The sequence below is a fragment of the Streptomyces sp. NPDC006384 genome, assembly GCF_042870695.1.
In the GTDB taxonomy this organism is placed as follows: Bacteria; Actinomycetota; Actinomycetes; order Streptomycetales; family Streptomycetaceae; genus Streptomyces.
The window spans coordinates 25,636-51,433 of the sequence record NZ_JBIAHR010000011.1 but is presented as its reverse complement, the minus strand read 5'-3'; the positions used below and the strand labels follow the sequence as shown (position 1 = coordinate 51,433).

Genomic DNA, 25,798 nt, shown 5'->3' with positions numbered 1-25,798 from the left:
TCTCGGACAACGCCCCTGACCGATGAGGAGCCGAAGTGGAACTGATGCAGATCGGGCACAGACAACCGGTGCCGAATCTCTCCCCCCCGGTCGTGCATGAGGACTCCCTCTCGGTCGCGCTGGTCTGCATGCCCTGGGCCGTGGTCGACATGCCCTCCTTGGCGCTGAGCACGATCGCCCCGCTGTTCGAGCGGCGCGGAGAGGTCGGGAAGCTCGACGTCGTCTACGGCAACATCCGGTGGCTCGACCACCTGGTCCGGGAGGCGGGCCTCGAACGCGGGCACTACGAGCTGATCGTCGACGCCGAAGTGTTCGGGGTCGGCGAATGGGTCTTCTCCAGCTGTTTCCGCCCCGGCGCCGACCCACGCAGCACGAGCTTCTACGACCTCATACGCGACAGCGAGCACGTCGACGCCTACTGCGCGATGTTCCGCGCGGCGCCCGCCTTCATCGACGAGCTGGCCCGGGACCTCGTGGCCTCGGACGCCGACGTCCTGGGGCTGACGACGACCTTCGACCAGAACATCGCCTCGTTCGCGCTTGCGCACCGCGTCAAGCAGCTGCGGCCGGACGTCGTGACGATCCTCGGCGGGGCGAACTGCGACGGCGTCCAGGGCACGGCGGTCCACCGCGCCCGCCCGGAGTTCGACTACGTGATCCGGGGGGAGGCGGAGCACTCGATCGCGCCGCTCATCGCCCACATCGCGGAATGCCGCAGCGGTGACGGGAAGAAGGACGAGGAACCGCTCCGTGCCGTGCCCGGCCTGTGCTGGCGGTCCGACGCCGACGGAACCACGGTCAGCAACCCCATCGGGCGGACGCCCGTCTCGATGAACGTGGTGCCGGAACCCACCTACGACCACTACTTCCGCGATCTGGGGAAGTCCCCGGCCGCGCCGTTCATCGACGTCAAGATCCCGCTGGAGGCCAGCCGCGGCTGCTGGTGGGGAGCGAAGCACCACTGCACCTTCTGCGGCCTGAACGGGTCGGCCATGACCCATCGGGCGAAGCCCGCCGAGCGCGTGCAGGCGGAGGCCGGCCGGGCCATCCGCCGGCACAACGTGCTCGACCTGGTGTTCTCCGACAACATCCTGGCGCCCGAGCACGTCGTGCAGCTGACCTCGGATCTGGCGCTGCCCGCCGAGTGGGACGTCCGGCTGTTCGCCGAGGTGAAGTCGAACCTCAGCTTCAGACAGCTGGAGTCCCTCGCGCGCGCCGGCTTCACACAGCTGCAGCCGGGTGTCGAGAGCCTTTGCACGCCCATCCTGCGGATCATGCGCAAGGGGGTGACCGGGTGGCAGAACGTGCGGTTCCTGCGGGACTGCGCCACCTGCAGGATCTACCCCTCGTGGAACATCCTCGTGGGCTTCCCCGGGGAGCAGGACAGCGACTACGAGGCGCTGATCGCCTCGCTCCCGTCCCTCCACCACCTGACGCCGCCCGCCGGGGCGTTCCCGATCAAGCTGGAACGCTTCAGCCCCTACTTCGACGATCCCGCCCTCGGTCTGCAGGCGCTCGGCCCCTCGCTCAACCTGGTGAGCGCCTACGAGGGGGTGGCGGAGGACCTCGACGACCTCGTCTACGTGTTCGAGTCCGCGCCCGCCGGCCTCTCCCCCGAGACGAACGAGCTGCTGCGCGAAGCGGTCGCGAGCTGGAAGGACACCGCCTCGGTCTCCCGGCTGGTCGCCCTGCCGTCGCCGGACGACTCGCTCGTCGTCATCGACGACCGGCCCGCCTGGCCCTCCCGCGAGCTGGTGTTCCGGCCGGGGCTCGAAGCCGAGGCGTACCGGGCGCTGGCGAAGGGCAAGACGCTTCCCGCGCTCGCCTCCGCGATGCGCTCGCTCGAGATCGACCTGCGGGAAGGTCAGCTCGAAGAGCTCGTCGAGAACTGGACGGAACTCGGCATCGTCTTCCATGAGGACTCGACCTGTCTGGCGCTCGCGACGGGATTGCGTTGGTGACGAAGCAGACAGCAGAGCGGCGGTCGAACCGCCGGAAGCTCTTCGCGCCGGTGGACCTCCACTCGGTGCGGAGCAGGGAGGACCTCGTCGCCCTGACCCGGTCGGGATACGCCGGGATCAGACTGACCGGTCACTTCACCCTGCAGGAGATGGGCGACGACGAACTCGTCTGCCTGATCGCGCTGCTCCGTGACGCCCGCGGGGTCGGCCTGCGGGTCTCGTGGAGCGGCGACTGCGGCACCCTGGAGGTCGGGAGCCTCCGCCACCTCGACCCGCCGCGGCGGCCGGACGGCTCCTTCGCGTGGCCGGCGCAGCAGGGAAGGGCCCTCGTCGTCCGGCGCGGTCCGACGTTCCTGGCCGTCGAGGACACCCGCTACGGGGAGCGCCGCCGCATCGACGTCGACCGCTCGGAACCGGCGGCGGCCGTCCTCGACGAAAGCCGCTGGGGACGTACGCTCACCCCCGCCGAGGCGGCCGGCCTGGACGCCCTCGAACTGCACGACCTCGTCTTCTGTGCCGGCGACCACGCCGTGGGCATCGCCGTGAGACAAGGAGTCTGGTGTGTCTGAAGGCCGCATCCTCTTCCGCAGGACGCTCGACGAGCGCACCGTGTCGCGAGGGCCGGGGGAGCCGCCCGCCGCCGTCGTCCCCCTGCGCATGGGGACGGCCGGGCTGGGCCTGCTCGTCAACGATCACCGCGAAGCCACCCGCATCCTGTCCGACGTCGAGACCTACGGCAGCGCGGGCGAACTCATGGCGAGCGTCTTCGACGAGCCGGACGAGGCGCATCCGGACGAGGCGCATCCGGACGAGGCGCATCCGGACGGCTCGCATCCTCACGCGGCGTCCGAGGAGGTCTTCGCGGTCAACCAGACCGACGGGGAGGAGCACCGCCGCGTGCGGCGCGCGCTCCGGAGGGTCATCGACACCCGCGTGCGCGACGTCTCGGACCAGCTGATCCAGGACGTGCGGCAGGCGGTCGGGAGCGCCCTCGCGCTGGGGAGGCTCGACGCGGTCGCGTCGATCGGCGTGCCCGTCGCCGACAGCGTGATGTCGCGCCTGCTCGGACTCGACGAGAAGCTCGTCTCGGCCCTGCGGGCCGCGGTGTACGGGGGATACCCGGTGCGCGAGCTCGACGCCACCCTCGTCGACTGGGTGCGCGACAGGCGGGCCCGCCCCGCCGACGACCTCGTGTCGGACCTGATGGCGCAGCTCCCCTCCCTCGACGACCGGCAGGTCGCGGCGAACACCCGGCTGCTCGCGCTGTCGGGCGTCGAGGTGCTGGCGGCGCTGATCACGAACGGCATCCTCTGCCTGGCGCAGGACCCGAAGACCCAGAGCCTCGTACGCGACGACGAGACGCTGCTGCCCGGCCTCGTCCATGAGGTGCAGCGGTACGCGAGCCCGATCGCGCGCGGGATCTACCGCATGTCGAAGGAGACGTCCGTGATCGGCGGGTACGCGGTTCCCGCCGGCACCCTGCTCGTCATCGGGGTGGACGTCTGCAACAGGGACACGTCCGCGCTTCCCGACGCCCACAGGTTCGACCCCACGCGCGGCCGGGATTTCGAGTACCTGACGTTCGGCCGCGGGAAGCACTCGTGCCTGGGCATTCCGGTCACGCGCCTCGTCGCGGCGCAGGCCCTGCGCGTATTCCTCTCGGGAACGACGAGCTTCGGCCTGACCGTGGAGCCGTCGGAGCTGCGTTTCCACGACACTGCGGTCATGAACGGTCTCGTCGAACTCCCGATCTGGGTCGAGTGCGCGAACTAGTGTCCCGTGATCGACGAGGATCTCGTCGGCGGGGTGGTCCGGGTGAAGGGTTTCGCGTCGTCGTTCCAGGAGTCGATGCAGTCGCGGATCTGTTCGACCAGGACGTTGACGCTCTCGAACGTGCCGCGGCGGACGGACTGCTGGGTGGTGATCCCGGACCAGGTCTCGATCTGGTTCAACCACGAGGATCCGGCGGGGGCGGAAGGGAAGTGGACGTGCGGGTTCTTCGCCAGTCACGCCTCCACGTCCGGGGAGGCGTGACTGGCGAGGTCCGAGGCAGAGGCGAACTCGTGGTGGGGCGGGTACCTGTCGTGGACCCCAGACGAACTCGGGCCGAGACCGTGAACCCGGTTGCTCGTCGCCGCCACTCCCGGCCCGGAAGGCCGCCAAGCCGCACGCCAGGATCCGGCGGCAGCGCGCCGGCTTCCACCACAAGACCGCGCTCGCTCCGTGCGCGACCACGGCGTGATCGCGCACGAGCGACTGAACACGGCGGGCATGACCAGAGCCCCCGCACCCAGGGCCGACCCCGACACGCTCGGCGGCTTCCTGCCCAACGGTGCTGCCGCGAAGGCCGGCCTCCACCGCAGCATCCTCGACGCGGGCTGGGCGCAGTTCCTCACCGTCCTGGCGCACAAGGCGGAGAGTGCCGGTCGCCTCACGATCCCGGTGGACGCGCGCAACACCTCCCGCACGTGCCCCCGGTGCGGGCACGTGGCGAAGGAGAACCGCGTCACCCGGGAAAGGTTCCGGTGCACGGCGTGCGGGTTCGCGGCGAACACGGACCACGTCGGCGCGACGAACGTCCTCACCAGGGCCGGACCGGCCCTCCCGTTCGAACCACCCTGGCCGGTGACGCCGGTTACCTACCGGTCATGCGGTCGAGGAAGCCGAGCACCCGATGGGTGACCTGTCCTGCGGCCTGCTCGTCGTAGGACGGGAGGCTGCTGTCGGTGAACAGGTGCCTGTCGCCGGGGTAGAGGAACAGCTCGGCGTCGGCGGCCGACCCGACGAGCGCGCGGGCGGCGTCCACGTCACCCTCCCCGGCGAAGAACGGATCCGCGTCCATGCCGTGGATCTGGACCGGGACGTCCCGGGGCCAGGCGCCGCCGAACTCCGAGACCGGGACGCACGCCTCGAGCAGCAGCGCGCCCTTCGCACCGGGGCGGGTCTGGGCCAGCTTCTGCGCCGGCAGGACACCGAGCGAGAACCCGACGTAGACGAGCTCCGCGGGCAGCCCTTCGGCGGCGGCGCTTCCACGCTTGATGAACGTGTCGAACCCGGTGCTCTCGACGTAGCCGATGCCTTCCTCGAGGCTGTCGAACAGCCGCCCCTCGTACAGGTCGGGGACGTGGACGGTGTGTCCGGCCCGCCGCAGGTGCCCGGCGAACTCGCGGACGCCGGCGGTCAGTCCGTGTCCATGGTGGAAAACCAGTACCTCGGCCATGTCGCTCCCCTCGCGCTGCGGCGCCCGAGTGGCGCCGTGGCACGAGTATGGCCCGCGGTACTGACAACCGCGGTCCCGGAAGCCCGAACCCCGCGCCGGCCCCGGACGTCCGACGTCCCCCTCCGGGCGGGCGGTGGCACGGGCGAAACGGGCGGCGGGGACGCGGCGTTCGCGTCCCCGCCTGTTCCGTCCTACGGACCCTTTGCGTCCTACAGGCCGTGGGCGTCGAGCAGTCCCTTCAGCCAGGCGGTGACCTTGGCCTGGTCGTTCGCCTGCTCGTAGGAGAAGGCGTGGGGACCGGTACTGCCGATGACGAGGTCGAGGGAGTCCTCACGGGCGATGAAGGCGGTCTCCAGCTGTCCGCTGCGGCCGGACTCCACCGGGTACCAGAACTCGAACTCCTGCCAGTGGTTCGCCTTCGAGTTGTCCCCGCCCTTCACCACCCCGTGCTTGACCTCCGCCTCGTCCAGCCGGTAACCGAGGTCGAGATACGCCTGCAGGATGCTGTCCTGCGCCGGCAGCGCGTGCACCTGGAACTCGTCGAAGTCGCCCTTGTCCACCGCGTTGTCGACGGCGAGCTCGGTACGCACCGCGGCCCTGCCGCCCTTGACGGGCCGGCCCAGCGCGTGGGTCAGCGGCATCTCCCAGGGCAGGTCGAACGTCGCCTCCCAGGAGAGTGTCTCCCCCGCGTGCAGGGTGAACGTCCCGTTCCCGGGCTGCCAGGTGAGCAGCACGCCGGGATTCTTCCAGCCGGTCTCGGAGCTCTCGTCGTCCTCGAACCGCGTGACGACCTCGAGCGCGAAACGGTCGATCCGTACGTCCGCCCCACCGCCCTGCACGACCACCTCGGCCGTCAGCTTGTCCCCCGGACGCACCGAGGTGCTGCCCAGAACGGTTTCCACGCTCGGGGCGTTGACGCCGAGCGCGCTGAGGAATTTGCGGAATGCCATCTCTGTGTCCCCTCCCGGACGTTCACTTCGAACGCCCATGCGGGAACTGTAGGGGACCACGGCATGCCGGAGTGAAGATTGTGACGTTCTTGTTCCGGACGGGAGTGGACGGCGTGCATCACGTTCCGGCGACCGCGTCGCGCACGCGTGCAGGGGATTCGCCGGACAGCATGCGCCGTCGGATCTCGCGCACGGCTGCCCGGTGCATCCCGGCGAGGGCGCCCGCGAGGAGCGCGGGCGCCGGAAGACCGGTGGTGTGCGGCGCGGTGGCGATGCCCGGCTTCGCCGCGACCGCTTTCATCGCGGCCCATTCTGTGTCGTACTCCGGACGTACCTGGGCGACCGTGCGGACCGCTCGTTCACTCAGCTCAACGGGGTGGGGGAAGGACGTGCCACGACTCGGTCCTCTCGAACGTATCGAGTCTCCGCCGACCCCGGAGCGGTCCACTCCGGCGGCAGCGGGCGGTGCGGGCGGGGGTGTCAGGCGGGCAGGGCGGTGAGCCAGTCGGTCAGGAGGCGGTTGACCTCGGCGGGGCGTTCCTGCTGGATCCAGTGGCCGCAGCCGTCGAGGAGGTGGGAGGAGACCAGGCCCGGCAGTGTGACCGGGTACGCCTCGATCGCGTCGGCCAGCCAGGTCGTGGAGGCGTCCAGGCCGCCGCCGATGAACAGGGACGGCTGGGTGACGGGGGCGCCGTCGAAGGCGGCGAGGTCCTCCCAGTCGCGGTCCATGTTCCGGTAGCGGTTGAGCGCTCCGGTCATGCCGGTCCGTTCGAACTCCCCGGCGTAGACGTCGAGGTCGGCCTCGGTGAGCCAGGCGGGCAGCCGGCCCGTGGGGAACCGGTCGCGCAGCGTCCCGTTCCTGCCGACGAAGTGCGGGTCGGGAGCGCCGGGTGCGGGCATGGTGTCGGCGGACAGGGCGGCGTAGAAGCCCGCGAGCCAGCCGCGCACATCGGGTTCGATCTCGGCCTCGGCGCGGCCCGGCTCCTGGAAGTACGAGACGTAGAACTCCTCGTCCCCGCCCATCCGGGCGAAGACGTCGCTGGGGCGGGGGCCGCCGCGCGGGGTGTAGGGGACGCTCAGCAGTCCCACCGCCCGGAAGACGTCCGGCCTGAGCAGGGCGGAGTCGGCGGCGATGGTGGCGCCCCAGTCGTGGCCGACGACCACCGCCGTCTCCTCGCCCAGGGCGTGCACCACCGAGACGTTGTCCTCCACCAGGTCGCGCATCCGGTACGCCTCCGTCGCGGCCGGCCCAGAGGAGCGGCCGTAGCCGCGGACGTCGATGGCGACCGCGCGGTGTCCCGCCGCCGCGAGGGCCGGCAGCTGGTGACGCCAGGAGTACCAGGATTCCGGGAAGCCGTGCACGAGCAGCACCAGCGGCCCGGTTCCCTGCTCCGCCAGGTGGATCCGGCCTCCCGGCGAGTACACCGACCGGTGGGTGATCTCCGTGGCGTGCTGCGACATGCGTGACCTCCAGGACCGTTGGTCTGCTGTGCGCGAGGAGGCGAGGAGGCGAGGAGGGTTCCCCGTCCCCGCCCGTTGCGCCGGCTCGACACCGATCCTGCGGAAGCTCCTGCCGGGAAGGCGAGATCTTTTGCCGTTACGGCAAGTCCGGCCGGGCCTTGCGGTGACGGGCGCCGCTACGGGCTCCCGGTCGCGTTCACCGAGGCTCGAGGGCCACCGGGGTCCGGGTGCCCGCGCCGCCGCCGGCGGCGGCGTCACCCGCCCGGCCGGCACCGGCGGCGCGGGCCCGGAGGGTGCCGGGGGACAGGCCGAGGCGGGTCTCGGCCGTCTCGATGGCCACGTCCCGCATGTCCAGCTCCTCCGGGGGTGCCTCGTCGTTGGCGTAGGAGCCCAGTCCGTCGACGGTGATGAGGATGTGCAGCGCCGTCCTCAGGGGGTCGTCGGTCGTGAAGTCCCCGGCCCGGACGCCTTCGGCGACGAGGTCGACCAGCGCGGAGCGGGTCGTCGTCTCCTGGGCGCGGACCGCCAGCCGCAGCGGCGTCCTGAACCTGCTGAGGTGCCGGGCGTTGAGCCACAGGCGGCTGAGGTCCAGGTAGTCGCCGTCCGTGAGCCCGACGAGGAACCGCGCGAGCCGGTCGACGGGCGGCCGGTCCGGTTCGCCCGGCGGCAGCAGTGCCTCGCGCTCCTGCGTCGTGGCGTGGGTGAACGCCTCGGCGACCAGTTCGTCCGCGGCCGGGAAGTAGTGGCTGATGAGGCCGGGGCGTACTCCCAGGTCCTCGGCGACCCGCCGGAGCGTGACCAGCTCGAGTCCCTCCTCCAGCGCGATGCGCGCGGCGCTGCGCACGATCTCGGCGCGGCGTTCCTGCGGAAGTTTGCGGGTGCGGGTCGGCCGGGGTCTTGACGTCATGGCGCAAAGGTTATTGGATCGGCGACCAACAGGCAGTTGGCCACTTGCTCAATAAGCGGCAACGTCGCCGTTACATCCGAGAGGCCCCTATGACGACACACCCCACCACCGCACCTCCGTCCGCGGAAGCTCACGAGGGGCCCGGTCCCGAACGTGCGGGACATCCGGAGACCCGCGGCATCGACCTGGTGCCGGACGCGGAACGGACCGGCCGGCCCCGCCAGCTCTTCGCGGTGTGGGCGGCGCCGAACGTCAGCTATCTGAGCTTCGCGGTGGGGGGCACGCTCATCCTGATGGGGCTGACGCTTCCGCAGGCGGTCGGCGTCATCCTGGCCGGAAACCTGCTGTGGGCCTGCACCGGGATCATCGCGGCGAGCGGCCCGGTCGCCGGGACCAGCGGCTCGGTCATCTCCCGCGCCTTCTACGGGGTCATGGGCAACAAGGCCGTGCTCGTCGTCACCGGCTGGCTCATCGCGGCGGCCTACCTCGCCCTGAACTGGTCGGCCGCCTCGGTCGCCGGCATCGGGCTGGCGGTGCGGTCGGGACTGCCGGACAGCTCCGTCGTGCACGCGGCCGTGATCTGTCTCATCGCCGGCGCCACCCTGCTGATCGCCATCTACGGCTACGCGACGATCGTCCGCCTCTACTCCACGCTCAGCATCCTGCTCACCGTGGTGTTCGTCGTGGTGACGGGGTACGTGCTCGCCGAGGCCGACTGGGCCTACGCCCCGGCGGAACCGCTGCACGGCGGCGCGCTCGTCGCCACGCTCGGCGTCGCCTTCACCATCGTCGCCTCCACACCGCTGTCGTACAGCAACAGCCCCGACCTGGCCCGCTACCTGCCGCGCGGCAGCAGCTCCGCCGCGATCGCCGGATGGACGGCCCTGGGCGCGTACCTGCCGAGCGTCGTCTTCACCTCCGTCGGCGCGCTGGCGGCCACCAGCCTCGACATGAGCGACCCCCAGGCCGCCCTGGAGAGCATCCTGCCGGGCTGGTTCATCCCCGTCTTCGTCGTCTCGGTCGTGCTCAACACCCTGACCAACAACGGCATGACCGCCTACAGCGCCAGCCTGTCCATCCAGTCGGTCGGCGTCCGTATCGCGCGCATCCCCGCGGTCCTGGTCATCGGCGTCCTCGGCACGGTCATGACGCTGTACGCGATCCTCGTCTGGGACTTCCTGACCAGCGTCAACACCATGCTCCAGCTCGTGGTCGTGGTGACCGGCCCGGCGATGGCGGTGGCCGTGACCGACCTCCTCCTGCGGCGCAACCGCTACGACGGCGCCGCCCTCCTCCGGCAGGAGCACGGCGGACCGTTCTGGTACCGGCGGGGCGTCCACCGGGCCGGCGTCCTCGCCCTGGCCGTGGGCGCGCTCGCCTCCCTGATGTGCGTGACGACCAGCTTCTGGACGGGCCCCCTCGCCGAGGTCATGGGCGGCGTCGATCTGGCCATCCCCGCCGGCATGGCCGTCGCCGCGGCGGTCTACTGGGCGACCGCGCGTGTCCTCGGGACGGTCCCGCGCCCCGAACCGTCCTGACCGCCCCGCCCGCACCACGCGGCACAAGCCGCACACGCGGCACGTACTGCACATGCGGTGCGTGCCGCACACGCGGTGCGTGCCGCACACGCGGTGCGTGCCGCACGAGCGGCCCCAGCCGTACGAGCGGCCCTGCCGCACACGCCGAACAAGAAGACAAGAAGAGGAACAGACTGTGCACGCCGACGCCCTCCTGCTGGCCGGCCATGTGGAGAACCCGGCCGAGGAACCCTCCGGCCCGCCGGCGAACGCGGTGGCGATCGCCGACGGCCGCGTGATCGCCGTCGGCGACAGCACCGCCCTCGACGCGCTGCGCGGCCCGGACACCGCCGTCCACAGCTTCCCCGGCGCCACGATCCTCCCCGGCCTCACCGACGCGCACGCCCACCCCGTGTGGGGCTCGATCGAGATCGGCCGCGGCGTGGACCTCTCCGGCGCCGCCACGCTCGACCAGGTCTGCGAGCGTCTGGCCGAGGCCGCGGACGGCCTGCCGGCCGACGAGTGGATCACCGGCTTCGACCTCGACGTCAACGTCTTCGACGGCGACCCGGCCGGTGCCGTGTTCGGGGAGCGCTTCCCCGGGCGGCCCGTCTCGCTGATGACGCGGGACGCGCACGCGCTCGTCATCAGCCCGCGGGCGGTGGAACTCGCCGGCCTGACCGGCCGCGAGACGTTCACCGACGCCTCCTCCGTCGAGGTCGGCCCCGACGGCCGCCCGACCGGGTACGTCGTCGAGCTCCAGGCGATGGACCTGGTGTTCGACCACTATCCCGAGGTGCCGGTGGCCACCGCCGCCGAGTACGTCCTGCGACAGCTCCGCGTCCTCGCCGGCAGCGGCCTGACCGGACTGCACGCGCTCGACTTCACCGACCCCTCGGAAGCCGTGTACCGGCACATCGAGGAACACGGCGAGCTGCCGCTGCGCATCCGCTGCTCCCCCCTGGTCCCCGCCGACTCCGCCCCCGGCGTCTGGCGCGACATCGCCGGGCTCCAGGGGCGCCGCGGCCGGCGCTGGCACGTCGAGGGCGTGAAGTTCATGCTCGACGGCACGGCCGACAACGGAACGGCCTGGTTCGACCGGCCGGACACCCACGGGGAGAACCGGGAACCGCTCTGGCGCGACCTCGACGCCTACCGGGCCGCCATGCGGTTCTTCGCCGGACGCGGCATCCCCACCGCCACCCACGCCATCGGCGACCAGGCCGTCCGCTTCGCCCTCGACGTCATCGAGGAGATCGGCCCGGTCGACCGCGGACCGCACCGCATCGAGCACATCGAGTCCCTGCCCGACGACCTCCTGGACCGCTTCGCGGAGCTCGGCGTCGTGGCCGGCCTGCAGCCCGTGCACGGCACCCGGCACACCCGCGCCGACGGGACGGACAACTGGTCCCGGCGCATCGGCCCCGACCGGGTCGCCCGCGGCTGGCGCACCCGCGACCTGCTCGACCACGGCGCCGTCGTGGCGCTCGGCTCCGACTGGCCGATCGGCCCCGGCGACCCGCGGATCGGCCTCGCCGACTGCCAGCTGCGCCGCCCGGTGGAGGAACCGGACACGCCCCCCGTGCAGCCCGGGCAGGCACTGACCGCCCGTGAGGCGTACGCCGGCATGACGGCCGCCGCCGCCCGCGCCGCAGGGGCGGCGCACGAACTCGGCAAGGTGGCGCCCGGCTACCTCGCCGACCTCACCGTGTTCGCGGCCAACCCGCTCGACCTGCCCCCGGACGCGCAGCCCGGCAACCCCGTCCTCGCGACGGTCGTCGCGGGCGTCGTCCAGCTCCACCCGAACAGCGCAGAAGGAACCTCGTGACCCCCACCGCCCTTCCCCGCCCCGCCCACCGCCTCCACGTCGAGGTCTCCGCGGCCGACCCGTACGACCGCGGCGTCGCCCGCGGCGAGCAGCTGCGCGAGGGCATCCCCGCCGCGGCGGAGGTCTACGACCGGCTGTTCACCCTCGGCGGCATCACCCCCGCCCGGGTGGCCGAGGACGCCGCACGCGCCCTGGAGGACATCGGACGGTTCCGGCCCGACGCCCGCGCCGAGATCTCGGGCATCGCCCACGGCGCCGGTGTCGAGGAGTGGCGCGTCGCCGCCCTCAACGCCCGCACCGAGATCCTCGCCCGCAGCGCCGCCGTACCGCCCGGGGAGTGCACCACGATCGTGCGCCGCCTGGCCGGCGAGGACGCCGCGGCGCGCACCTTCGGCGTCCAGACGTGGGACTGGCACATCGAGCTGGGCGACCTGTGGCACACCCTGGAGTCGCGCGGCGGCCGGCACGACTTCGTCGGCCTCACCGAGAACGGCATCCTGGCCAAGATGGGCGTCAACAGCGCCGGGCTCGCCCTGCACTTCAACATCCTCGGCCACCGCGACGACGGCATCGGCGGCATCCCCGTGCACGTGCTGGCGGCCGTCGTTCTGCAGGAGGCGGGCAGCGTCGCCGAGGCCGTGGAGATCGTCCGCAGCGCTCCGCTCGCCTCCTCCGGGTCGTTCGCGCTGTTCGACGAGACGGACGCCGTCCTGCTGGACCTGAGCCCCGTCGGGATCTTCGAGGTGCGGCCCGAGGACGACACGTTCGTGCGCACCAACCACTTCCTCACCCCGGTCCCCGCCGCCGACGAGAAGAGCTGGCTCTACCAGCCCGACTCGGGCGAACGCCGCGCCTTCGTCCTCGACCGCCTCTCCCGCAGGCGTCCGACGTCCGTCGACGACCTCCCGGAACTCCTCGTGACCGGCCCGGGCGAGCCGCCGGTGACCTGCCTGCCCGACCCGGACAAGCCCCTCGGCCAGCGCTGGGCCAGCCTCGCGACGATCACCCTCGAACCGGCGACCCGCACCGCCGCGATCCTCGACGGCACCCCGGCCGACATCGGCACCCGCGACTGGCGGATCCTCACCGCCGGCTGACCCGCCCCGACCGCCGGCCGGCCCACCCGCGCGCGGCCCCGTCCGGAGACGGACGGGGCCGCGCGTCATTCGCACGGGCGTGAGCCGGCCCCGCCAGGTGCAGGCCCGCCCAGGCCGCGCCCGGGCGCCCTACGGGCGGGCAGGACGCGGCGGCGCTACCGACGGTCGTCCCCCTCCGCCCAGGACGCGGCGGCCGTCACCGGGAAGGCGCGGCGGACCTCCGCGAAGAGGCGCAGGTGGCCGGTGCCGTGGGTGACCACCGCCGCGAGGAGGGCGTCCAGCGCCGCCTTGAGGGGGTCGGGGGCGGCGGCGTCCCAGAGGGCGGCGAGGGCCGCGGCCTGAGGCAAGCCGGGGGTCCCGTCGGGGGACCGCGGGACGCGTGCGTCGGAGAACACGGCGTCCCGCAGCCGCCGTGAGTCGTCCAGGGGCGGCGAGTAGGGCTCGCCCCGGTCGAGCTCCGCCAGGCCGCGCGCCACCCAGTCGATCCCGCCGAGCCCCGCTGCCGCACAGGCGCGGTGCGCCGCCCAGCGGGCGAGCGCGCGCTGCTCCTCGGGGCCCGCGGCGTCGATCGCGTGCACGAGTGCGGCATCGAGGCCGATGAGGCCTTCGGGAAAGCCCTCGAACCTCCGGAGCCCGTCCCGGACATTCCGCAGCCGGTCGCTGGGCAGGCGCCCGCCCCACGCCTCCCTCTCCTTGCGAAGCTCGGCGTGTTGCTCCTTCTCGCGGGCCCGGCGCTCCTCCTCGGCCCGCTCCTCGGGAGTGGGGCCCGGAGGCTGCTCGCGCGCGAACCCGTGCCAGTAGGAGGCGGTCCGGCTGGTCTCCCTGACCACCCGGTCCGGAGCCGGCGGAGCCGGCCAGAAGCGCAGCAGATACCCCTCCGGCACCGGTCCACCCCCGCCGCGTACCGCGTCGCGCGCCTCGTCCATACCCCGGCAGTGGTAACGCACCCGGTACGAGACCTCGGAGAGGGCGAGCGGGCACCGGAGGCGGTCCCACTCCACGAGACAGGTCCTGTCCGACACGGGCCGGAACGACACCTCGACGATGTCCTCCCAGGCGTCGGCGTCCAGGGGCGGTTCCGTCTCGTACAGTTCGACGGCCAGGGGGACGCGGCCGGTGTGCGTCGCGGTCACCAGAAAGAGACGGCCCGGCACGGCCCCGCCGCACAGCCCGGCCCGCTGCCCGGCGAAAGAATCCCCGAGATCGGGACCGCCGTCGTCGCTGTGGACATAGAACTGCCCGTAGGCCACCTGCACTTCGCCGCTGAAGAGTGTGCGCATGGAACAAACGTGCCGCACGGCTCCGACAACGAGCCCTTCCGCTCCCGCCGACGCGAGACGGAAGACGAGGGCCACGGCCGTGCCGTGCTGCGCCACCGGCTCGGAAACACGACGTTGCCTCTCATGCGTCCCCCCAGTCCCAGGCGCCGAAGTACGCGGCCTCGCCGGTGCGGCGGGCCTTCTCCACCGCGCTCAGGCGTGCGAAGTCCCGGGCCGGCATCAGCGCTTCCCACTCGGCCAGGGGCAGCACACGGACCTCGTCGTGTTCCTGCGGGTCGAGGGTGATGCCGCGGATCTGCGCCGCGGTGAGCCGGCCGCCGTCGAAGACCATCCCGATCGTGCTGTAGGGCCACTCGGCGCCGGGCAGCCCGTACACGGTGGCCAGCAGCCGGGGCGGACCGGAAACGGTCAGCCCGGTCTCTTCCCGGCACTCGCGCACGGCCGTCTCCCAGGGCCGCTCACCGTGGTCCATGGTGCCGCCGACCAGCTGCCACGGGTGGGCGGGGGAGTACACGGAGTGCAGTTGCAGCGGCCGGTCGTTCTCGTCGGTGAAGTAGAAACACGCGAACGCGGTGGCCTTGAGGACCGTCTCGGCGTACTGCTCGGGCGGCAGCCGGCCGGGGTCGCGCCGCGGGGTGTTCGTCGCAGCCGGCTGTTCGGGCCGTGTCATCCGCATCAGTGCCGGACTGCCTGTGAATCCCAGCTCACGGTAGAGCTGCTGTGCTTCCACGCCGGCGTGGACCTCGAACAGGGTGACCTGCTCGACGTCGGCGAGATGGCCGAGCAGAGTGGAGACGACAGCCCGGGCGTAGCCGCGACGGCGGTGGCCGGGGTGCGTGGCGACCACGTGCACGCGGGCGGCCAGGCCCCGGGGGCAGGCCGGGGCCGGGAGCACGGGATGGAGCAGGCCGAGGGCGCAGGCGGCCATCGTGCCGTCGGGGGCGTCGATGACGAAGGCCCGAGCGTCCCCCTGATCGGTCAGCCGGGGTGCCAGCTCCTGTGCGCACCGCCGGATCCACTGCTCGCTCAAGGGCGTGGACAGGACGTACTCGGAGCGCATCCGGACGATGGCCTCGGCGTCAGCGGTGGTCGCCGCGCGGACCGACGTCCGCGCGGCGGCGTTCCGCGGTCCGGCTGAGTCGGCGGGTGTCGTGCGGGCGTTCACGGGGAGTCTCCTGCCGATGAGAGGGGTGCACGGTGCTCTGTCTGCAGCCGGGTCGGCGAGGACGGGTGTGAGCGCGGCCCGGTCCCGGCCGAGTATCGGCCGGCAGCCCTACCACCTCGTCCGGAACATCCGGCCGATAGCGGTCGTACGCGACGGCGGCCGCCGCGAACAGCTCCGCCCGGCGTGCAGGGCTGCTGGAGGAGAGGATCGTCGGAACGGGTCATGTGGATGCTCCGTCGTCGTGCGGGCAGTGGGCGGGAAGGAACCAGGACAGACGACCGCACGGCGATGCTGCCCGCTGTCGGCCGTCCGGCTCGAAGAGAAGGCGGTAGCGGCCGGGGCTGCCGACTGCCCGCCACCGAGCGGCCAGGTCCTGGAGCTCCTTCCAGATGTCGCGCGGCCCGTGGACGGTGACGTCCCAGCGAGAGCGCCCCACCGGCTTCCCCCGCAGCCACGATCCGCAGCCGGGCGCGCCGATCACGAGGTGCTCGGCAGCAAAGTCCCGCACCAGCCCGCCCAGCAGGTGGTCGGCAGCGAGCCACAGGCCCCGGTCGGTGTCCGCGGGCGGCGCCGGCACGCTCCGCCGGGTCCGGGTGCCCGGCCCGGTGGCGATGCGCTGCCGGAAGTCCTTGCCGAGCCAGATCCGGTCCACGCCGTGCCCGGCCCGGTGGGCGAACTCCACCGCCCGCAGCTCCCCTGTGATCCGCCCGTCGGCGGCGCACTCGACGACGGCGAGGCCGGGCCACGACGGTGACGCGCTGGTCACGTGCACCAGCAGCCTGCCGCCGGGGGCGAGCTGCTCGACCAGCGCGTCCGGCACGCGCTGCACCGTGTACGACACGAAGATGCGGTCGAACGTCCGCCCCGGCAGGCCCTGTTCGCCGGATCCGCACACCACCTCCGGCCGGAAGCCCAGATCGGCCAGCCGGGCCGCCGCCGCTTCGGTGAGGTGGCGGTCACGGTCGAGGGTGACCACCCCCTGGTCCCCGCAGACCTGGCAGGCCACCGCGGCGGTCACCCCCGCGCCCGTCCCGACGTCCAGCACCCGCTGGCCAGGACGCAGGCCGAGTCCCTCCAGCAGCTCGGCAGTCAAGCTCGTCACCGTCGACATCGACGTGATCGACGCCCCCGACCGCGTTCCGCGCGCCCTGCCCAGCAGCGGTTCCCCGGCGTGCTGGACGAGCACACTGGCCCCGCTGTACAGCAGTCCGAGCAGTTCCGGGCGGTCCTGCGGGGCCGACCAGTCCAGCAGGTCCCACCGCGGCGGCTCCTCGTCCGGGGCGCCGCGCCGGACGTAGGCCTGCGGCATCAGCACTTCGCGGGGCAGCGCGAGGAGGGCGTCGCGGACCGGGCCCGGCCCCAGCTTCCCTTCCTCCTCGAGCCGGGCGACCATCGCCGCCCGGGCGGCTGCCGGATCCGCTGCCGCGCTCGCCGGAGTGGTACCGCCGACCGGGCGAGCGGCGTGCTGGTGGTGTGCCGGGACGTCGGCGGTGGGGCGGGGGTCCGGTGTGCTCATCGACCGTCCCAGCCCAGTTCGGAGTACGGGCGTCCCCGGAGGATTCCGTCGATCGCCCGCCGGGTGTACGGCACGACCTCGGCCGGCAGGTCCTGCGGCTCCCACCACCGCCACTCCACGCACCGGTCGGGCTCCAGGACCTTCGGGGTGCCGCTCCAGGACCGGGCCTGGAAGACGAGCGCGATCCTGGGCCGGGCGTCGGGGGAGTCGACGTGGTGCACCGTGTGGACGAGCTCGACGTCCCCGGGCGCGATGGTGAGTCCTGCTTCCTCCTTCGCTTCCCGTACCAGGCAGTCGATCGCGGCTTCCCGCTCGCAGTGGCCGGCCAGGAAGTGCCAGGTGTCCGGCGCGAAGGCGGAGGCGGGGTGACGCAGGCCGAGGAGGATGCGGCCGTGCTCGTCCCGGAGGTGGAGGTGGACACCGACGATGTGGAGTTCGGTCCCCGCCGGGGCCTCGCCGGACAGCCGGCGGGCGCCGGCCGGCGGTTCCTCCGCCGCGGGGTGCCCGGCCGCGTGACGGCGGATCAGCTCGCCGAGCCCGGGGCTCAGGCGGAGCCGGTCCAGCATGTCGACGGTGCACCACTTCAGCAGGACGCCTTCGCGCAGCTCCACCGCCTCGGGGGCACCGCTCCACACGCCGCTGTAGACCTGGACGGGCACCGTGAGGCCGTCGGCGCTCGTCGCCTCCTCCACGGCGAACGGCACCAGACCGGCGGGCTCGAGACCCGGTACCTCCTCGGCGAGTTCGCGCCGCAGCGTCGCCTCGAGGCAGGAGTCGTCCCCCGTGCGGCCGCCACCGAGCAGGGCGAACACCCAGGGCTCCTGGATGTCCTCCCGGTCGTCCCGCAGATGGAGCAGGTACCGGCCGTGCCCGTCATGGATCAGGGCGCCGGCGCCGACGGGCTCCGGCCGCCCGTCGAGGCCCGCCGCCCCGGCGTCCAGGAGCTTGGCCCGCAGCGCGGGGGAGCGCACATCGGCGAACGGGAGCCACCGGGCGTCCGTGACCTCCTCGTCCTGCAGGGTGAGCTGCGGCGTCCGCCCGGCTGCGAGACAGAACGCGAAGCGGAAGTCGTAGTGCTGGTGCGCGGGTTCGCCCCTGGCCGGATCCGCGTCGATGCCGTGGACGTCCACGTCGATCGGCGAGTCCAGGAACTGCGGGGTCGGGCAGAGGTCCGAGGGACGGATCCCGGTCTCTTCGCACACCTCCCGCACGGCCGCGGCGAGGAGCGTACGGTCGCCCGCCTCCACGTGGCCGCCCGGAACGAGCAGCAGCCCTGTCGCCCGGTGGCCGATGTGCAGCACGCGACGGTCCCGGTCGATGACCACCGCGCTGCAGGTGACGTGACCGGGCAGCGTGGTGCGGCCGGTCGGCTCCTCGGGCCCGTCGAGGACGGCCACCAGCCCCTCCAGTGCCTTCCGTTCCCCGGGGTGCCGGCCGAGGTAGGCCTCGACGGTCGTGCGGATGCGGGAGCGGGAGGGCGGCATGTCGATCACCTCGGAAGTCGTGGGGCGTGGGCGTGCGGGACGGGACCGCGTGGGGCCGGGCGTCACGCCGGGTCACCGGTCTCGGCGTGGTAACCGGCGGCCTGGAGGGTGAACATGGCGGCGTACTCGCCGTCGAGGTCCATCAGCTCCTGGTGGGTGCCGGTCTCGACGACGCGGCCGCCGTCGAAGACGAAGATGCGGTCGCAGCCGACGACGCTCGCCAGGCGGTGGGAGATCAGCACCGTGATCCGGTCGGAACGTGGCGAGTCCCGCAGTACCGCCTCGTACACGGCGTGCTCGGCGCGCGGGTCCATGCTGGCGGTCGGTTCGTCCAGCAGCAGGACGGGGACGTTCTTGTACAGGCCGCGGGCGACGGCGATCTTCGCCCACTGGCCGGCGGAGAGTTCCTGACCGCCGCGGAACCGCTTGGACAGCAGCGCCTCCCACCGGCCGGGCAGCCCGGCGATGACCTGCTCGGCGCCGGAGGCCCGCGCGGCGTCCAGGGCCCGCTGCGGGTCCGCCTCGGTGAGGGTGCCCCGGGAGACCGTCAGGTTGGCCAGGGCGCTGAACGGGAAACGGACCGGGTCCTGCAGCACGCAGCCCACCCGGGCCTGCAGCGACTCGGCGTCCATGTCCCGCACGTCCACGCCGTCCCAGCGGACCGCGCCCCCGTCCTGGGGTTCGTACAGTCCGGCGAGCAGCCGTGCGCAGGTGGACTTGCCGGAGCCGTTGACACCGACGAACGCCACCGTCTGGCCTGCCCGCAGGGTCATGGAGATGCCGTCGAGCGCGGGAGTGTCCTTGCCCGGGTAGGTGAAGGACACGTCGTCCAGGGTGATGGTCCCCACCGCCGCGGGGGCGGGCAGTCCGCTGCGGCGCGGCTGGAGCTCCCGGCAGCGTTCCTGGAAGGCCAGGAGGTCGTCCACCCACATGGCGTGCTCGTAGACCAGGTGGGCGACGTCGACGAGCCGGGTCAGCGAGGACTGGGCGGCCTGGATGGCGAGGACCGCGCCCGCGCCGGCGGCCAGGGGCAGCCAGCCCGCGATCAGCATGGCGCCGAGGGCCGTGTAGGTGACACCGGTGCCGATCCCGCCGACGGCCCGGCCCGCCAGGGTGAGGCCGGCCGAGCTCATGCCCAGGCGGGTGTCCTCCTCGGCGATCCGTGTCGTCAGCCGGCGGTGCTCCTCCAGCAGCGCGCCCTGGGCGGTGTCCGAGCGGAGTTCGGCGGCGGCGTCCCTCTCCAGCAGCAGCCAGGAGAAGACCCGCACCCTGCGCTGCAGGGCGTTCCACCGCTTGAAGGAGTGGAAGCGGGCCCGGGCGGTGCGTACGGCGGCCGCGCCGACCGGCAGCACGGACAGCAGGAGCAACGGCAGCAGGGCGGGGTGCAGAACGCCCAGCACGCCGGCGGTGCCCACGAGCCCGAGCAGCGCCGCGGCCAGGGAGACGACCTGGCCGACGATCTGCCGGGCGTAGAACAGCCCGCGGTCGTTGGCCCGGTAGGCCTCGTCGTGCCAGTCGGCGTCGTCGACGACCTCCAGCCGCACATGGGCGGTCAGGGCGAGGAACTCGCACTCCAGCGCGGTGCGGATCCTCGGTGTCACCCGGGCCTGGGCGACGGCGACGCCCGCTTCGAGGAGTGCCCGGGCGGCGAGGAAGCCGATCACGACCAGGAGCTGGGGGACGGCCGCCCGCACCCTGTCCGGGGTGGGGCCCTCGGCGAACAGCTCCCGCAGCACCGCCACCGAGGCCATGAGCCCGAACGCCGTCATCGCGGCCGACGCCGGCTGCAGGACCACCACCGCGACGGTCGCGGTCCGGTCCGCGTGCCAGGCCAGCCGGCCGACCCGGCGCACGATCCGCGGCAGGCGCGCGAGGATCTGTCCCACCGTGGCCTTGGACGCGGCGCCGTCGTACACGGACCAGTAGGTCTCCGCCAGGCCGTCGGTGATGTCACCGTCGTTGTCACGGTCGTGCGGCCCGGCCGGCACGGTGGCGGGCGGCAGCGGAAGCTCCGCCCCGCGCGGGGCGGGCACCGCGCCCCGGCGGACGCCGTCCGCGTCGCTGCCGGCGCTCATGCCCCCCACCTCGTGTCCGGACGTGCCGCGCCGCGGAGGGCGTCGGCCCGGCGCCGGAACCGCGCCGCACGCGGGACGGCCGGACGCAGACGCCGTTCGCACACGGCGGGAGGATCGACAGGAGCGGGCACGGGGGCGGGCACGGGATGCACGGTGTCCTCCGGACGGGCGTACGAGGGGTGGTGGTGCTCCGACAGCGGCCCCCGGCCGGCGGTCGCGGCACCGTTCGCGGCCACAACCTCCGGCGGGCTCCCCGCCTCACCGCTGCCTGGCACGACTGACGTCAACGTGTTCCCCCCTGGTGGACGTGAAGGCGGTGTCGGCGTGTTCAACGACGCCGCCACGATTTCGCACACCTGTGCTTTCGGACGGCTTGTGCACCCCGGGACTGAGCGGTTCTCCGAAGCTGCACAGTGCACCGACCCTTGCCGCGCAAGAGCACGCGGCCGGGGCGGGTTGGCCGAAACGCCGATGCCCGGGCGGTGCGTCCGCGCGCGGCCGGCCGGCGGAGAAGACCTCCGGGCCGCCGGAGACCGCGCCGGCCTCCGGTACGCGCCCCTGCATCCGGCGCGCGACACAGAGGCTCCACTGTGTCCGGAAAGTCAATATTTCTGCTATTTGTCCTCTTTAGGTTGATCTTCCTGGAAAGGATTCGCTATGCCGTACGACGAGCTGGCCGTCACCGGAACGGGTCTGTCCCTGTTCGGTGTCGCGGTGGGTCACAGCTGGCTGGTGGCGACCGCGTTCGCGCTCACCCTCGGTGGCGCGCTCCTGGTCCGGGCCACCTTCCGGCGGGGCAGGGGCGCGGATGAGGCGTAAGGCGGGGACCGGCCGCTCCGCCCCGGTGGGCGGGCACCTGCCCGGCGCGCGGTTCGTCCGCCCGGGCGGCAAGGGCGTGCTGGGCGGGCTGCCCTTCGCGCTCGTCGTCGGCTGGGGGGTCTGGCACCTGCTGGAACTCACGGTGTGGCGGGACGGCACCGACCCGGGGATGAGCATCGTCTGGCTGGCGTCGTTCCTTCTGCTGTGGTGGCTTCCGGTGTGCTGGATGGAGCGGCCGGCCACGGTCACGGAGGACCAGCGGCCGGGCGTCGACGGCTTGCGGGTGACCGTCCAGATCCCGGTCTACAACGAGGACCCCGAGGCGCTCCGCGCCTGCCTGGAGTCGGTGTTCGCCCAGTCGCGCCCGGTGCAGCGGATCCGCGTCGTGGACGACGGCTCGGTGGACGCGGCGACGGGCGCGCCGCTGGACTACGACGCCGAACGCGCCTACCTGATGCGGCACGCGGACCGGCTCGGCATCGAGGCGACCTGGGACCGGACCCCCAACCGAGGCAAGCGGTGGGCGCAGATGCACGTGCTCGCCGAGGACGACGCCGACATCTTCGTCACCCTCGACAGCGACTCGGTGCTGGACGAGCACGCGGTGGCCGAGGGCCTGAAACCGTTCGCCGACCACCGCGTGCGGTCCGTGGCCGGACTCGTCGTCCCGCTCAACATGACGACGAACCTCCTGACCCGGCTCACGACCCTGCTGTACATCCCCTTCACCCGCGGGCTGCGCAGCGCGCAGTCGGTGCTCGGCTCCGTGCTCATCAACTCCGGCACCCTCGCCTTCTACCGGGCGGACGTGGTGCGCCGGCACGCGGGGGTCTACGAGCGGGAGACCTTCCGCGGCGTGCCGATGCAGATGAACGACGACTCGATGCTGACCATGTACGCGCTCCTGGCCGGCCGGACGGTGCACCAGCCGTCCGCGGTCTGCTTCACCCTGGTGCCGGACCGTCCGCGGCACTACTTCCGGCAGCAACTGCGCTGGATGCGCGGCACCACCGTCCGGCACCTGTGGTGGATGCGCCACATGCCGCTGCGGTCGCTCGCCTTCTGGATGCCCGTGGTCGAGTACGCGCACCTCGTCCTCACCCTGCTGATCCCGGCCGCCGTCCTCATGGACCCGTCGCTGCGCGCCCAGTCCGGGGACCTGGCCCTGTACACCCTGGTCCTGGGCTGTGCCATGAACTACCTCATCGGCCTGCGGCTGTTCGCCGTCCGCAGGACCGACGAGACACTGGGGCACCAGATCCTGATGTACTCGCTCTCGCCGCTGGCCGGACTGTGGCGGCTGCTGGTGCTCCGCCCGCTGTACCTGTACGCCATGGCGACCTGCTGGCGGGTCGGCACCTGGGGCACCCGCGGCCAGGTGGAGGTGCGGGTGGCCCCCGCCGGGTGAGCGGCACGGGCGACGGCCGCGGACCGGCTCCGCGCCCGCGGCCGTCGCGGTGGACCGCCTCGTCCGGCCGTCCGTCCGGCACCACGGACGCGGGAGGCGTCCGGCTCGCGGCGGGCGGCCGCCGGCCCTTCGCGCGGGGCGCCCCGTCCAGCAGGGACGGGGTGTGCAGAAGAGCGCCGGCCCGAACCGCGGGACCAAGGGGCGTCGGTACGCCGGCCCGCCCGGCGGTCGCCGGCACGTTCGGAGACGATGGAGCCAGGCCGGATCGCGCATGACGGCGATCCCGGCCGGCGACTACGTTGCCGAGGAGTGACCCGTAGTCGCGACGAAGCGATCCCAGGAGCCGCTGATGTCCGGGAACCCGAGCAAGGCGCGACCGCCGGTCGTCGACCGCGCGACCTTCGAGCAGCAGTTGGAGGTGCTGCGGGCGAGGGAGAAGGCCCACACCCGCGAAGGCGACGCGATCGCCGCCGCGCGCCGCAGACTCCCGATGGTCGAGGTGGCCGCGGACAGCCCGTTGCTGGGGCCGGACGGCCCCATGACGCTCCTGGACGCGTTCGAAGGGCGACGTCAGATGATCGCCTACTACTTCATGTGGTGGCCCGGCCGGCCGGCCGCCGAGCAGTGCGAAGGCTGTACCTGGGTGATGAGCCACGTGGGCGAGCTGGCTTATCTGCACTCGCGCGACATCACCTTCGCCGTGTTCTGCCAGGGGCGGAACACGGCCTACGGCTTCGGGGACGCGCGGACGTCGTACGAGGAGAGCCTGCGCTACCGCGCCTTCATGGGCTGGGCGATGCCGTGGTACTCCGCCCAGCCCTCGCTCGAGTCGCTCCTCGTCGGCCGGGAGCCCGGCCTGTTCCACCTGGTGTGCTACCTGCGCGACGGCGACCGTGTCTTCGAGACGTTCTGGACCAAGCGTCGAGGGGCCGAGGCGGTGGACTACAGCTACGCGCTCATGGATCTCACGGTGTTCGGGCGTCAGGAGGACTGGGAGGACTCACCGGCAGGCTGGCCGCGCCTCGGGCATGCCACGCGGACCCTGGGCGGGGCTCCCGACTGGCCGCCGCTGCGGGAGTGGCCGGGTGGACGTCCCACCGCACAGTGGCCGCGCGTCGACGCCGGCCGCTCCGACGACCTGGGCACCACCGGCACCGGCCCGGCGACCGAGCCCGGTCACTGCCACTGACCGCGTGACGCGTGATCAGGAGGCGACGGCCTCCTCGCGTTCGGCCACGGCCCCGTACTTGGCCGGGCCGGGGCGCTGCCGCGTCTGCTGCTCCCCGCCGCACACGTACCGGAGGACGCTGACACTCCGGGGCCCGGCGCCCGGGCAGCGTCTGTTCACGACGCCGGGAGGCGTTTCACCCACGGCGTGTTCGATCGTCACCGCCGGTGGACGGCGTCCGCGGTCCTCGCGGGCCGGTCGCTGTCGTGGCGGGCGGGGTCCCGTGGCCGGTGGCGTGAGCGGCGGGTGGGTGCGGGAGTGGTGAGGACGGCGAGGCAGGCGATGACGAGGACGATGCCCGCCCAGCCGGTCACGGGAAGGCGTTCGCCGACGACCAGGACGGCGAGGACGGCGGCGACGGCCGGTTCGAGCAGCGACAGGGTGGTGGCGGTGCTGGCGGGCACGTGGGCGAGGCCCCGTCCGAAGAGGACGTAGCCGGCGAACATCGGGACGAGGGCCATGTACGCGCCGACGCCGGCGTTGGACCAGGAGGCGACCAGCGGCGCGCCCGTGACGGCCAGGACGGGCAGGAGGAGGAGTCCGCCGATCCCGAAGACGGCGCCCATCGCCGCGCGGGAAGGGATGCGGTGGGTGATGAGCCGGTGCGCGGCCCAGGAGTAGAGGGCGTAGGTGGCGGCGGCGACGAGTCCGAGGCCGATGCCGAGCAGGGTCCCGGACGGGGAGGCGCGGCCGGTGGTGCCGGTGGCGTGCGCGGCTTCGGCCACGCAGAGCAGGACGGTGCCGAAGAGGCCCAGGGCGGCCGCGGACATCCAGCGCCGGGTGAGCCGGCGGCCGTCCACGACGCGTTCGATCAGGGCGGAGGCGAGCGGGGCGGTGCCGAGGGAGACGACGGTGCCGACGGCGACTCCGGCCAGGCGCATGGAGCTGTAGAACGCCAGGGGGTAGACGGCGACCGACGCGGCGCCGAGCAGGACCGTGCCGCGCCGCTCGCGCAGACCGGCGGCGCTGCGGGCGATCTGCCGGGCGGCGACGAGGGCCTGGAGGAGTCCGCCCAGGCCCATGGCGGCGGCGCCGATGGCCAGGGGGCCCACGTCGGGGGCGAAGGTGGCGGCCGTGCCGGTCGTGCCCCACAGCACGGAGGCGGCCAGCACGCACAGGGCCCCGGCCCCCGCGGACCGGCCGGGGCCGGTCACAGCCGGTCCAGCAGACCGGCGGCCATCGCGCGGGCGTGCCGGACCCGCTCTCCGTGCCCCTCCAGGCCGGCGCGGGCCATCGCGCCCTCCAGCAGGAAGGACAGGTGTTCGGCCGTCGCGCGGGCCTCGTCGGGACGGCCGGGCAGCAACCGCTCCATGTGGTCCGCGAGCAGGCGCTCGACCTGCTCCTTGTGGGCGCGCACCACGGCCCGGCCCTCGTCCCCGGCCGGGAGTTCGGCGGCGGCGTTCAGCAGCCCGCACCCACGGAAACCGTGCTCGTAGGCGAAAGCCGCGTGGTCCGCGTAGGCGTCGAAGACGGCCAGCACACCTTCACGGGGGCCGTCGGCCTGCTCCAGCCGGGCCCGGTAGAGACCGAGCCACTCCTCGTGCCGGGCGTCCAGATAGGCCCGGACCAGGTCGGCCTTGGAGGAGAAGTTGTTGTACAGGCTCATCTTCGCCACGCCGGCCTCGGCCGTGATCGTGTCGATGCCCGTCGCCGCCACGCCGTCGGCGTAGAAGCGCCGGGCCGCCGCCTCCAGAAGCCGCTCCCGGGCCGGCCGCCGGCGCCCGGTGCTCACGTCGCTCTCGCTCATCACGATCCAAACTAGGTAGGTAGGTCTACCTAGAGTAGGGGGCGGCCGGAGCCGTGGGAAGCCCCGTGGACGCCCCCTCGGCCGGACCGCGGAGACGGAGGAGTGCCGAACGGGCCGTCCGGCGCCCGGGCCGTT

22 protein-coding genes and 1 pseudogene are annotated in these 25,798 nt (G+C 73.1%); 10 read left to right on the top strand and 13 right to left on the bottom strand.

The window, feature by feature from the left end; genetic code table 11:
• The first annotated feature begins 44 nt into the window (after positions 1–44).
• The 3 genes from ACFYOJ_RS17040 to ACFYOJ_RS17030 are packed head-to-tail and all read left to right on the top strand — an operon-like array spanning position 45 to position 3,734.
• The gene (locus tag ACFYOJ_RS17040; RefSeq protein WP_356557764.1) at positions 45–1,961 is read left to right on the top strand and encodes a RiPP maturation radical SAM C-methyltransferase; all 1,917 of its coding nucleotides are present in this window, start codon (positions 45–47) and stop codon (positions 1,959–1,961) included.
• Positions 1,958–2,530: a DUF5825 family protein gene (locus ACFYOJ_RS17035; RefSeq protein ID WP_356557694.1), complete on the top strand. Its 573-nt coding sequence runs from the start codon at positions 1,958–1,960 to the stop codon at positions 2,528–2,530. The genes ACFYOJ_RS17040 and ACFYOJ_RS17035 overlap by 4 nt, the downstream gene beginning before the upstream one ends.
• Positions 2,523–3,734, top strand: a complete 1,212-nt coding sequence (locus tag ACFYOJ_RS17030) for a cytochrome P450 (protein WP_356557696.1) — start codon at positions 2,523–2,525, stop codon at positions 3,732–3,734. The genes ACFYOJ_RS17035 and ACFYOJ_RS17030 overlap by 8 nt, the downstream gene beginning before the upstream one ends.
• Here ACFYOJ_RS17030 and ACFYOJ_RS17025 read toward each other — a convergent pair.
• The gene (locus ACFYOJ_RS17025; RefSeq protein WP_356557697.1) at positions 3,731–3,913 is read right to left on the bottom strand and encodes a hypothetical protein; all 183 of its coding nucleotides are present in this window, start codon (positions 3,911–3,913) and stop codon (positions 3,731–3,733) included. The genes ACFYOJ_RS17030 and ACFYOJ_RS17025 overlap by 4 nt on opposite strands.
• 194 nt (positions 3,914–4,107) lie before the next feature.
• Here ACFYOJ_RS17025 and ACFYOJ_RS17020 point away from each other — a divergent pair.
• Positions 4,108–4,565, top strand: a pseudogene (locus ACFYOJ_RS17020) (RNA-guided endonuclease InsQ/TnpB family protein); the annotation flags it as partial.
• A gap of 31 nt (positions 4,566–4,596) precedes the next feature.
• Here ACFYOJ_RS17020 and ACFYOJ_RS17015 read toward each other — a convergent pair.
• The 5 genes from ACFYOJ_RS17015 to ACFYOJ_RS16995 form a co-directional block, all read right to left on the bottom strand.
• Positions 4,597–5,181, bottom strand: coding sequence for a dienelactone hydrolase family protein (locus tag ACFYOJ_RS17015; RefSeq protein ID WP_356557699.1), 585 nt, complete (start codon positions 5,179–5,181; stop codon positions 4,597–4,599).
• A gap of 209 nt (positions 5,182–5,390) precedes the next feature.
• Positions 5,391–6,131 carry a sporulation protein gene (locus ACFYOJ_RS17010; RefSeq protein ID WP_356557700.1) on the bottom strand — a complete coding sequence of 247 codons (741 nt, stop codon included), beginning with the start codon at positions 6,129–6,131 and terminating at the stop codon, positions 5,391–5,393.
• A gap of 118 nt (positions 6,132–6,249) precedes the next feature.
• On the bottom strand, positions 6,250–6,432 hold the full coding sequence (locus ACFYOJ_RS17005) for a hypothetical protein (protein WP_356557701.1): 183 nt from the start codon (positions 6,430–6,432) through the stop codon (positions 6,250–6,252).
• A 179-nt stretch (positions 6,433–6,611) separates the two neighbouring features.
• Positions 6,612–7,592 carry an alpha/beta hydrolase gene (locus ACFYOJ_RS17000; protein WP_356557702.1) on the bottom strand — a complete coding sequence of 327 codons (981 nt, stop codon included), beginning with the start codon at positions 7,590–7,592 and terminating at the stop codon, positions 6,612–6,614.
• A gap of 196 nt (positions 7,593–7,788) precedes the next feature.
• Positions 7,789–8,499 (bottom strand): TetR family transcriptional regulator, encoded by a 711-nt coding sequence (locus ACFYOJ_RS16995; RefSeq protein WP_356557703.1) that lies wholly within the window; start codon positions 8,497–8,499, stop codon positions 7,789–7,791.
• Positions 8,500–8,588: 89 nt separating this feature from the next.
• Here ACFYOJ_RS16995 and ACFYOJ_RS16990 point away from each other — a divergent pair, with 89 nt between their 5' ends.
• The 3 genes from ACFYOJ_RS16990 (at position 8,589) to ACFYOJ_RS16980 (ending at position 12,941) form a co-directional block, all read left to right on the top strand.
• On the top strand, positions 8,589–10,037 hold the full coding sequence (locus ACFYOJ_RS16990; protein WP_356557704.1) for a cytosine permease: 1,449 nt from the start codon (positions 8,589–8,591) through the stop codon (positions 10,035–10,037).
• Positions 10,038–10,212: 175 nt separating this feature from the next.
• Positions 10,213–11,844: an amidohydrolase family protein gene (locus tag ACFYOJ_RS16985; RefSeq protein ID WP_356557705.1), complete on the top strand. Its 1,632-nt coding sequence runs from the start codon at positions 10,213–10,215 to the stop codon at positions 11,842–11,844.
• A complete protein-coding gene (locus tag ACFYOJ_RS16980; RefSeq protein ID WP_356557706.1) occupies positions 11,841–12,941 on the top strand; it encodes a C45 family peptidase in 1,101 nt (366 codons plus the stop codon). Before ACFYOJ_RS16985 ends, ACFYOJ_RS16980 begins: the two co-directional genes overlap by 4 nt.
• Before the next feature lie 155 nt (positions 12,942–13,096).
• On the opposite strand, the gene ACFYOJ_RS16975 is transcribed toward ACFYOJ_RS16980, so the two are convergent.
• The 5 genes from ACFYOJ_RS16975 to ACFYOJ_RS16955 all read right to left on the bottom strand — a co-directional run bounded on the left by ACFYOJ_RS16975 (position 13,097) and on the right by ACFYOJ_RS16955 (position 20,461).
• Positions 13,097–14,221 carry a hypothetical protein gene (locus tag ACFYOJ_RS16975; protein ID WP_356557707.1) on the bottom strand — a complete coding sequence of 375 codons (1,125 nt, stop codon included), beginning with the start codon at positions 14,219–14,221 and terminating at the stop codon, positions 13,097–13,099.
• A 121-nt stretch (positions 14,222–14,342) separates the two neighbouring features.
• Positions 14,343–15,386 carry a GNAT family N-acetyltransferase gene (locus ACFYOJ_RS16970; protein ID WP_356557708.1) on the bottom strand — a complete coding sequence of 348 codons (1,044 nt, stop codon included), beginning with the start codon at positions 15,384–15,386 and terminating at the stop codon, positions 14,343–14,345.
• 220 nt (positions 15,387–15,606) lie between these two features.
• Positions 15,607–16,902, bottom strand: coding sequence for a methyltransferase domain-containing protein (locus ACFYOJ_RS16965; protein WP_356557710.1), 1,296 nt, complete (start codon positions 16,900–16,902; stop codon positions 15,607–15,609).
• Positions 16,899–18,386 carry an NUDIX domain-containing protein gene (locus ACFYOJ_RS16960; RefSeq protein WP_356557712.1) on the bottom strand — a complete coding sequence of 496 codons (1,488 nt, stop codon included), beginning with the start codon at positions 18,384–18,386 and terminating at the stop codon, positions 16,899–16,901. The genes ACFYOJ_RS16965 and ACFYOJ_RS16960 overlap by 4 nt, the downstream gene beginning before the upstream one ends.
• 62 nt (positions 18,387–18,448) lie before the next feature.
• Entirely contained in the window at positions 18,449–20,461 is a 2,013-nt protein-coding gene (locus tag ACFYOJ_RS16955; protein WP_356557714.1) for an ABC transporter ATP-binding protein, read from the bottom strand.
• A 657-nt stretch (positions 20,462–21,118) separates the two neighbouring features.
• On the opposite strand from ACFYOJ_RS16955, the gene ACFYOJ_RS16950 reads away from it, so the two are divergent.
• The 3 genes from ACFYOJ_RS16950 to ACFYOJ_RS16940 all read left to right on the top strand — a co-directional run bounded on the left by ACFYOJ_RS16950 (position 21,119) and on the right by ACFYOJ_RS16940 (position 23,877).
• Entirely contained in the window at positions 21,119–21,280 is a 162-nt protein-coding gene (locus tag ACFYOJ_RS16950) for a hypothetical protein (protein WP_356557716.1), read from the top strand.
• Positions 21,270–22,688 (top strand): glycosyltransferase family 2 protein, encoded by a 1,419-nt coding sequence (locus ACFYOJ_RS16945; protein ID WP_356557718.1) that lies wholly within the window; start codon positions 21,270–21,272, stop codon positions 22,686–22,688. Before ACFYOJ_RS16950 ends, ACFYOJ_RS16945 begins: the two co-directional genes overlap by 11 nt.
• Positions 22,689–23,037: 349 nt before the next feature.
• A complete protein-coding gene (locus ACFYOJ_RS16940) occupies positions 23,038–23,877 on the top strand; it encodes a DUF899 family protein (protein ID WP_356557719.1) in 840 nt (279 codons plus the stop codon).
• 197 nt (positions 23,878–24,074) lie between these two features.
• On the opposite strand, the gene ACFYOJ_RS16935 is transcribed toward ACFYOJ_RS16940, so the two are convergent.
• Entirely contained in the window at positions 24,075–25,070 is a 996-nt protein-coding gene (locus tag ACFYOJ_RS16935; RefSeq protein ID WP_356557721.1) for an EamA family transporter, read from the bottom strand.
• The gene (locus ACFYOJ_RS16930) at positions 25,067–25,663 is read right to left on the bottom strand and encodes a TetR/AcrR family transcriptional regulator (protein WP_356557723.1); all 597 of its coding nucleotides are present in this window, start codon (positions 25,661–25,663) and stop codon (positions 25,067–25,069) included. Before ACFYOJ_RS16930 ends, ACFYOJ_RS16935 begins: the two co-directional genes overlap by 4 nt.
• Between the last annotated feature and the right edge of the window lie 135 nt (positions 25,664–25,798).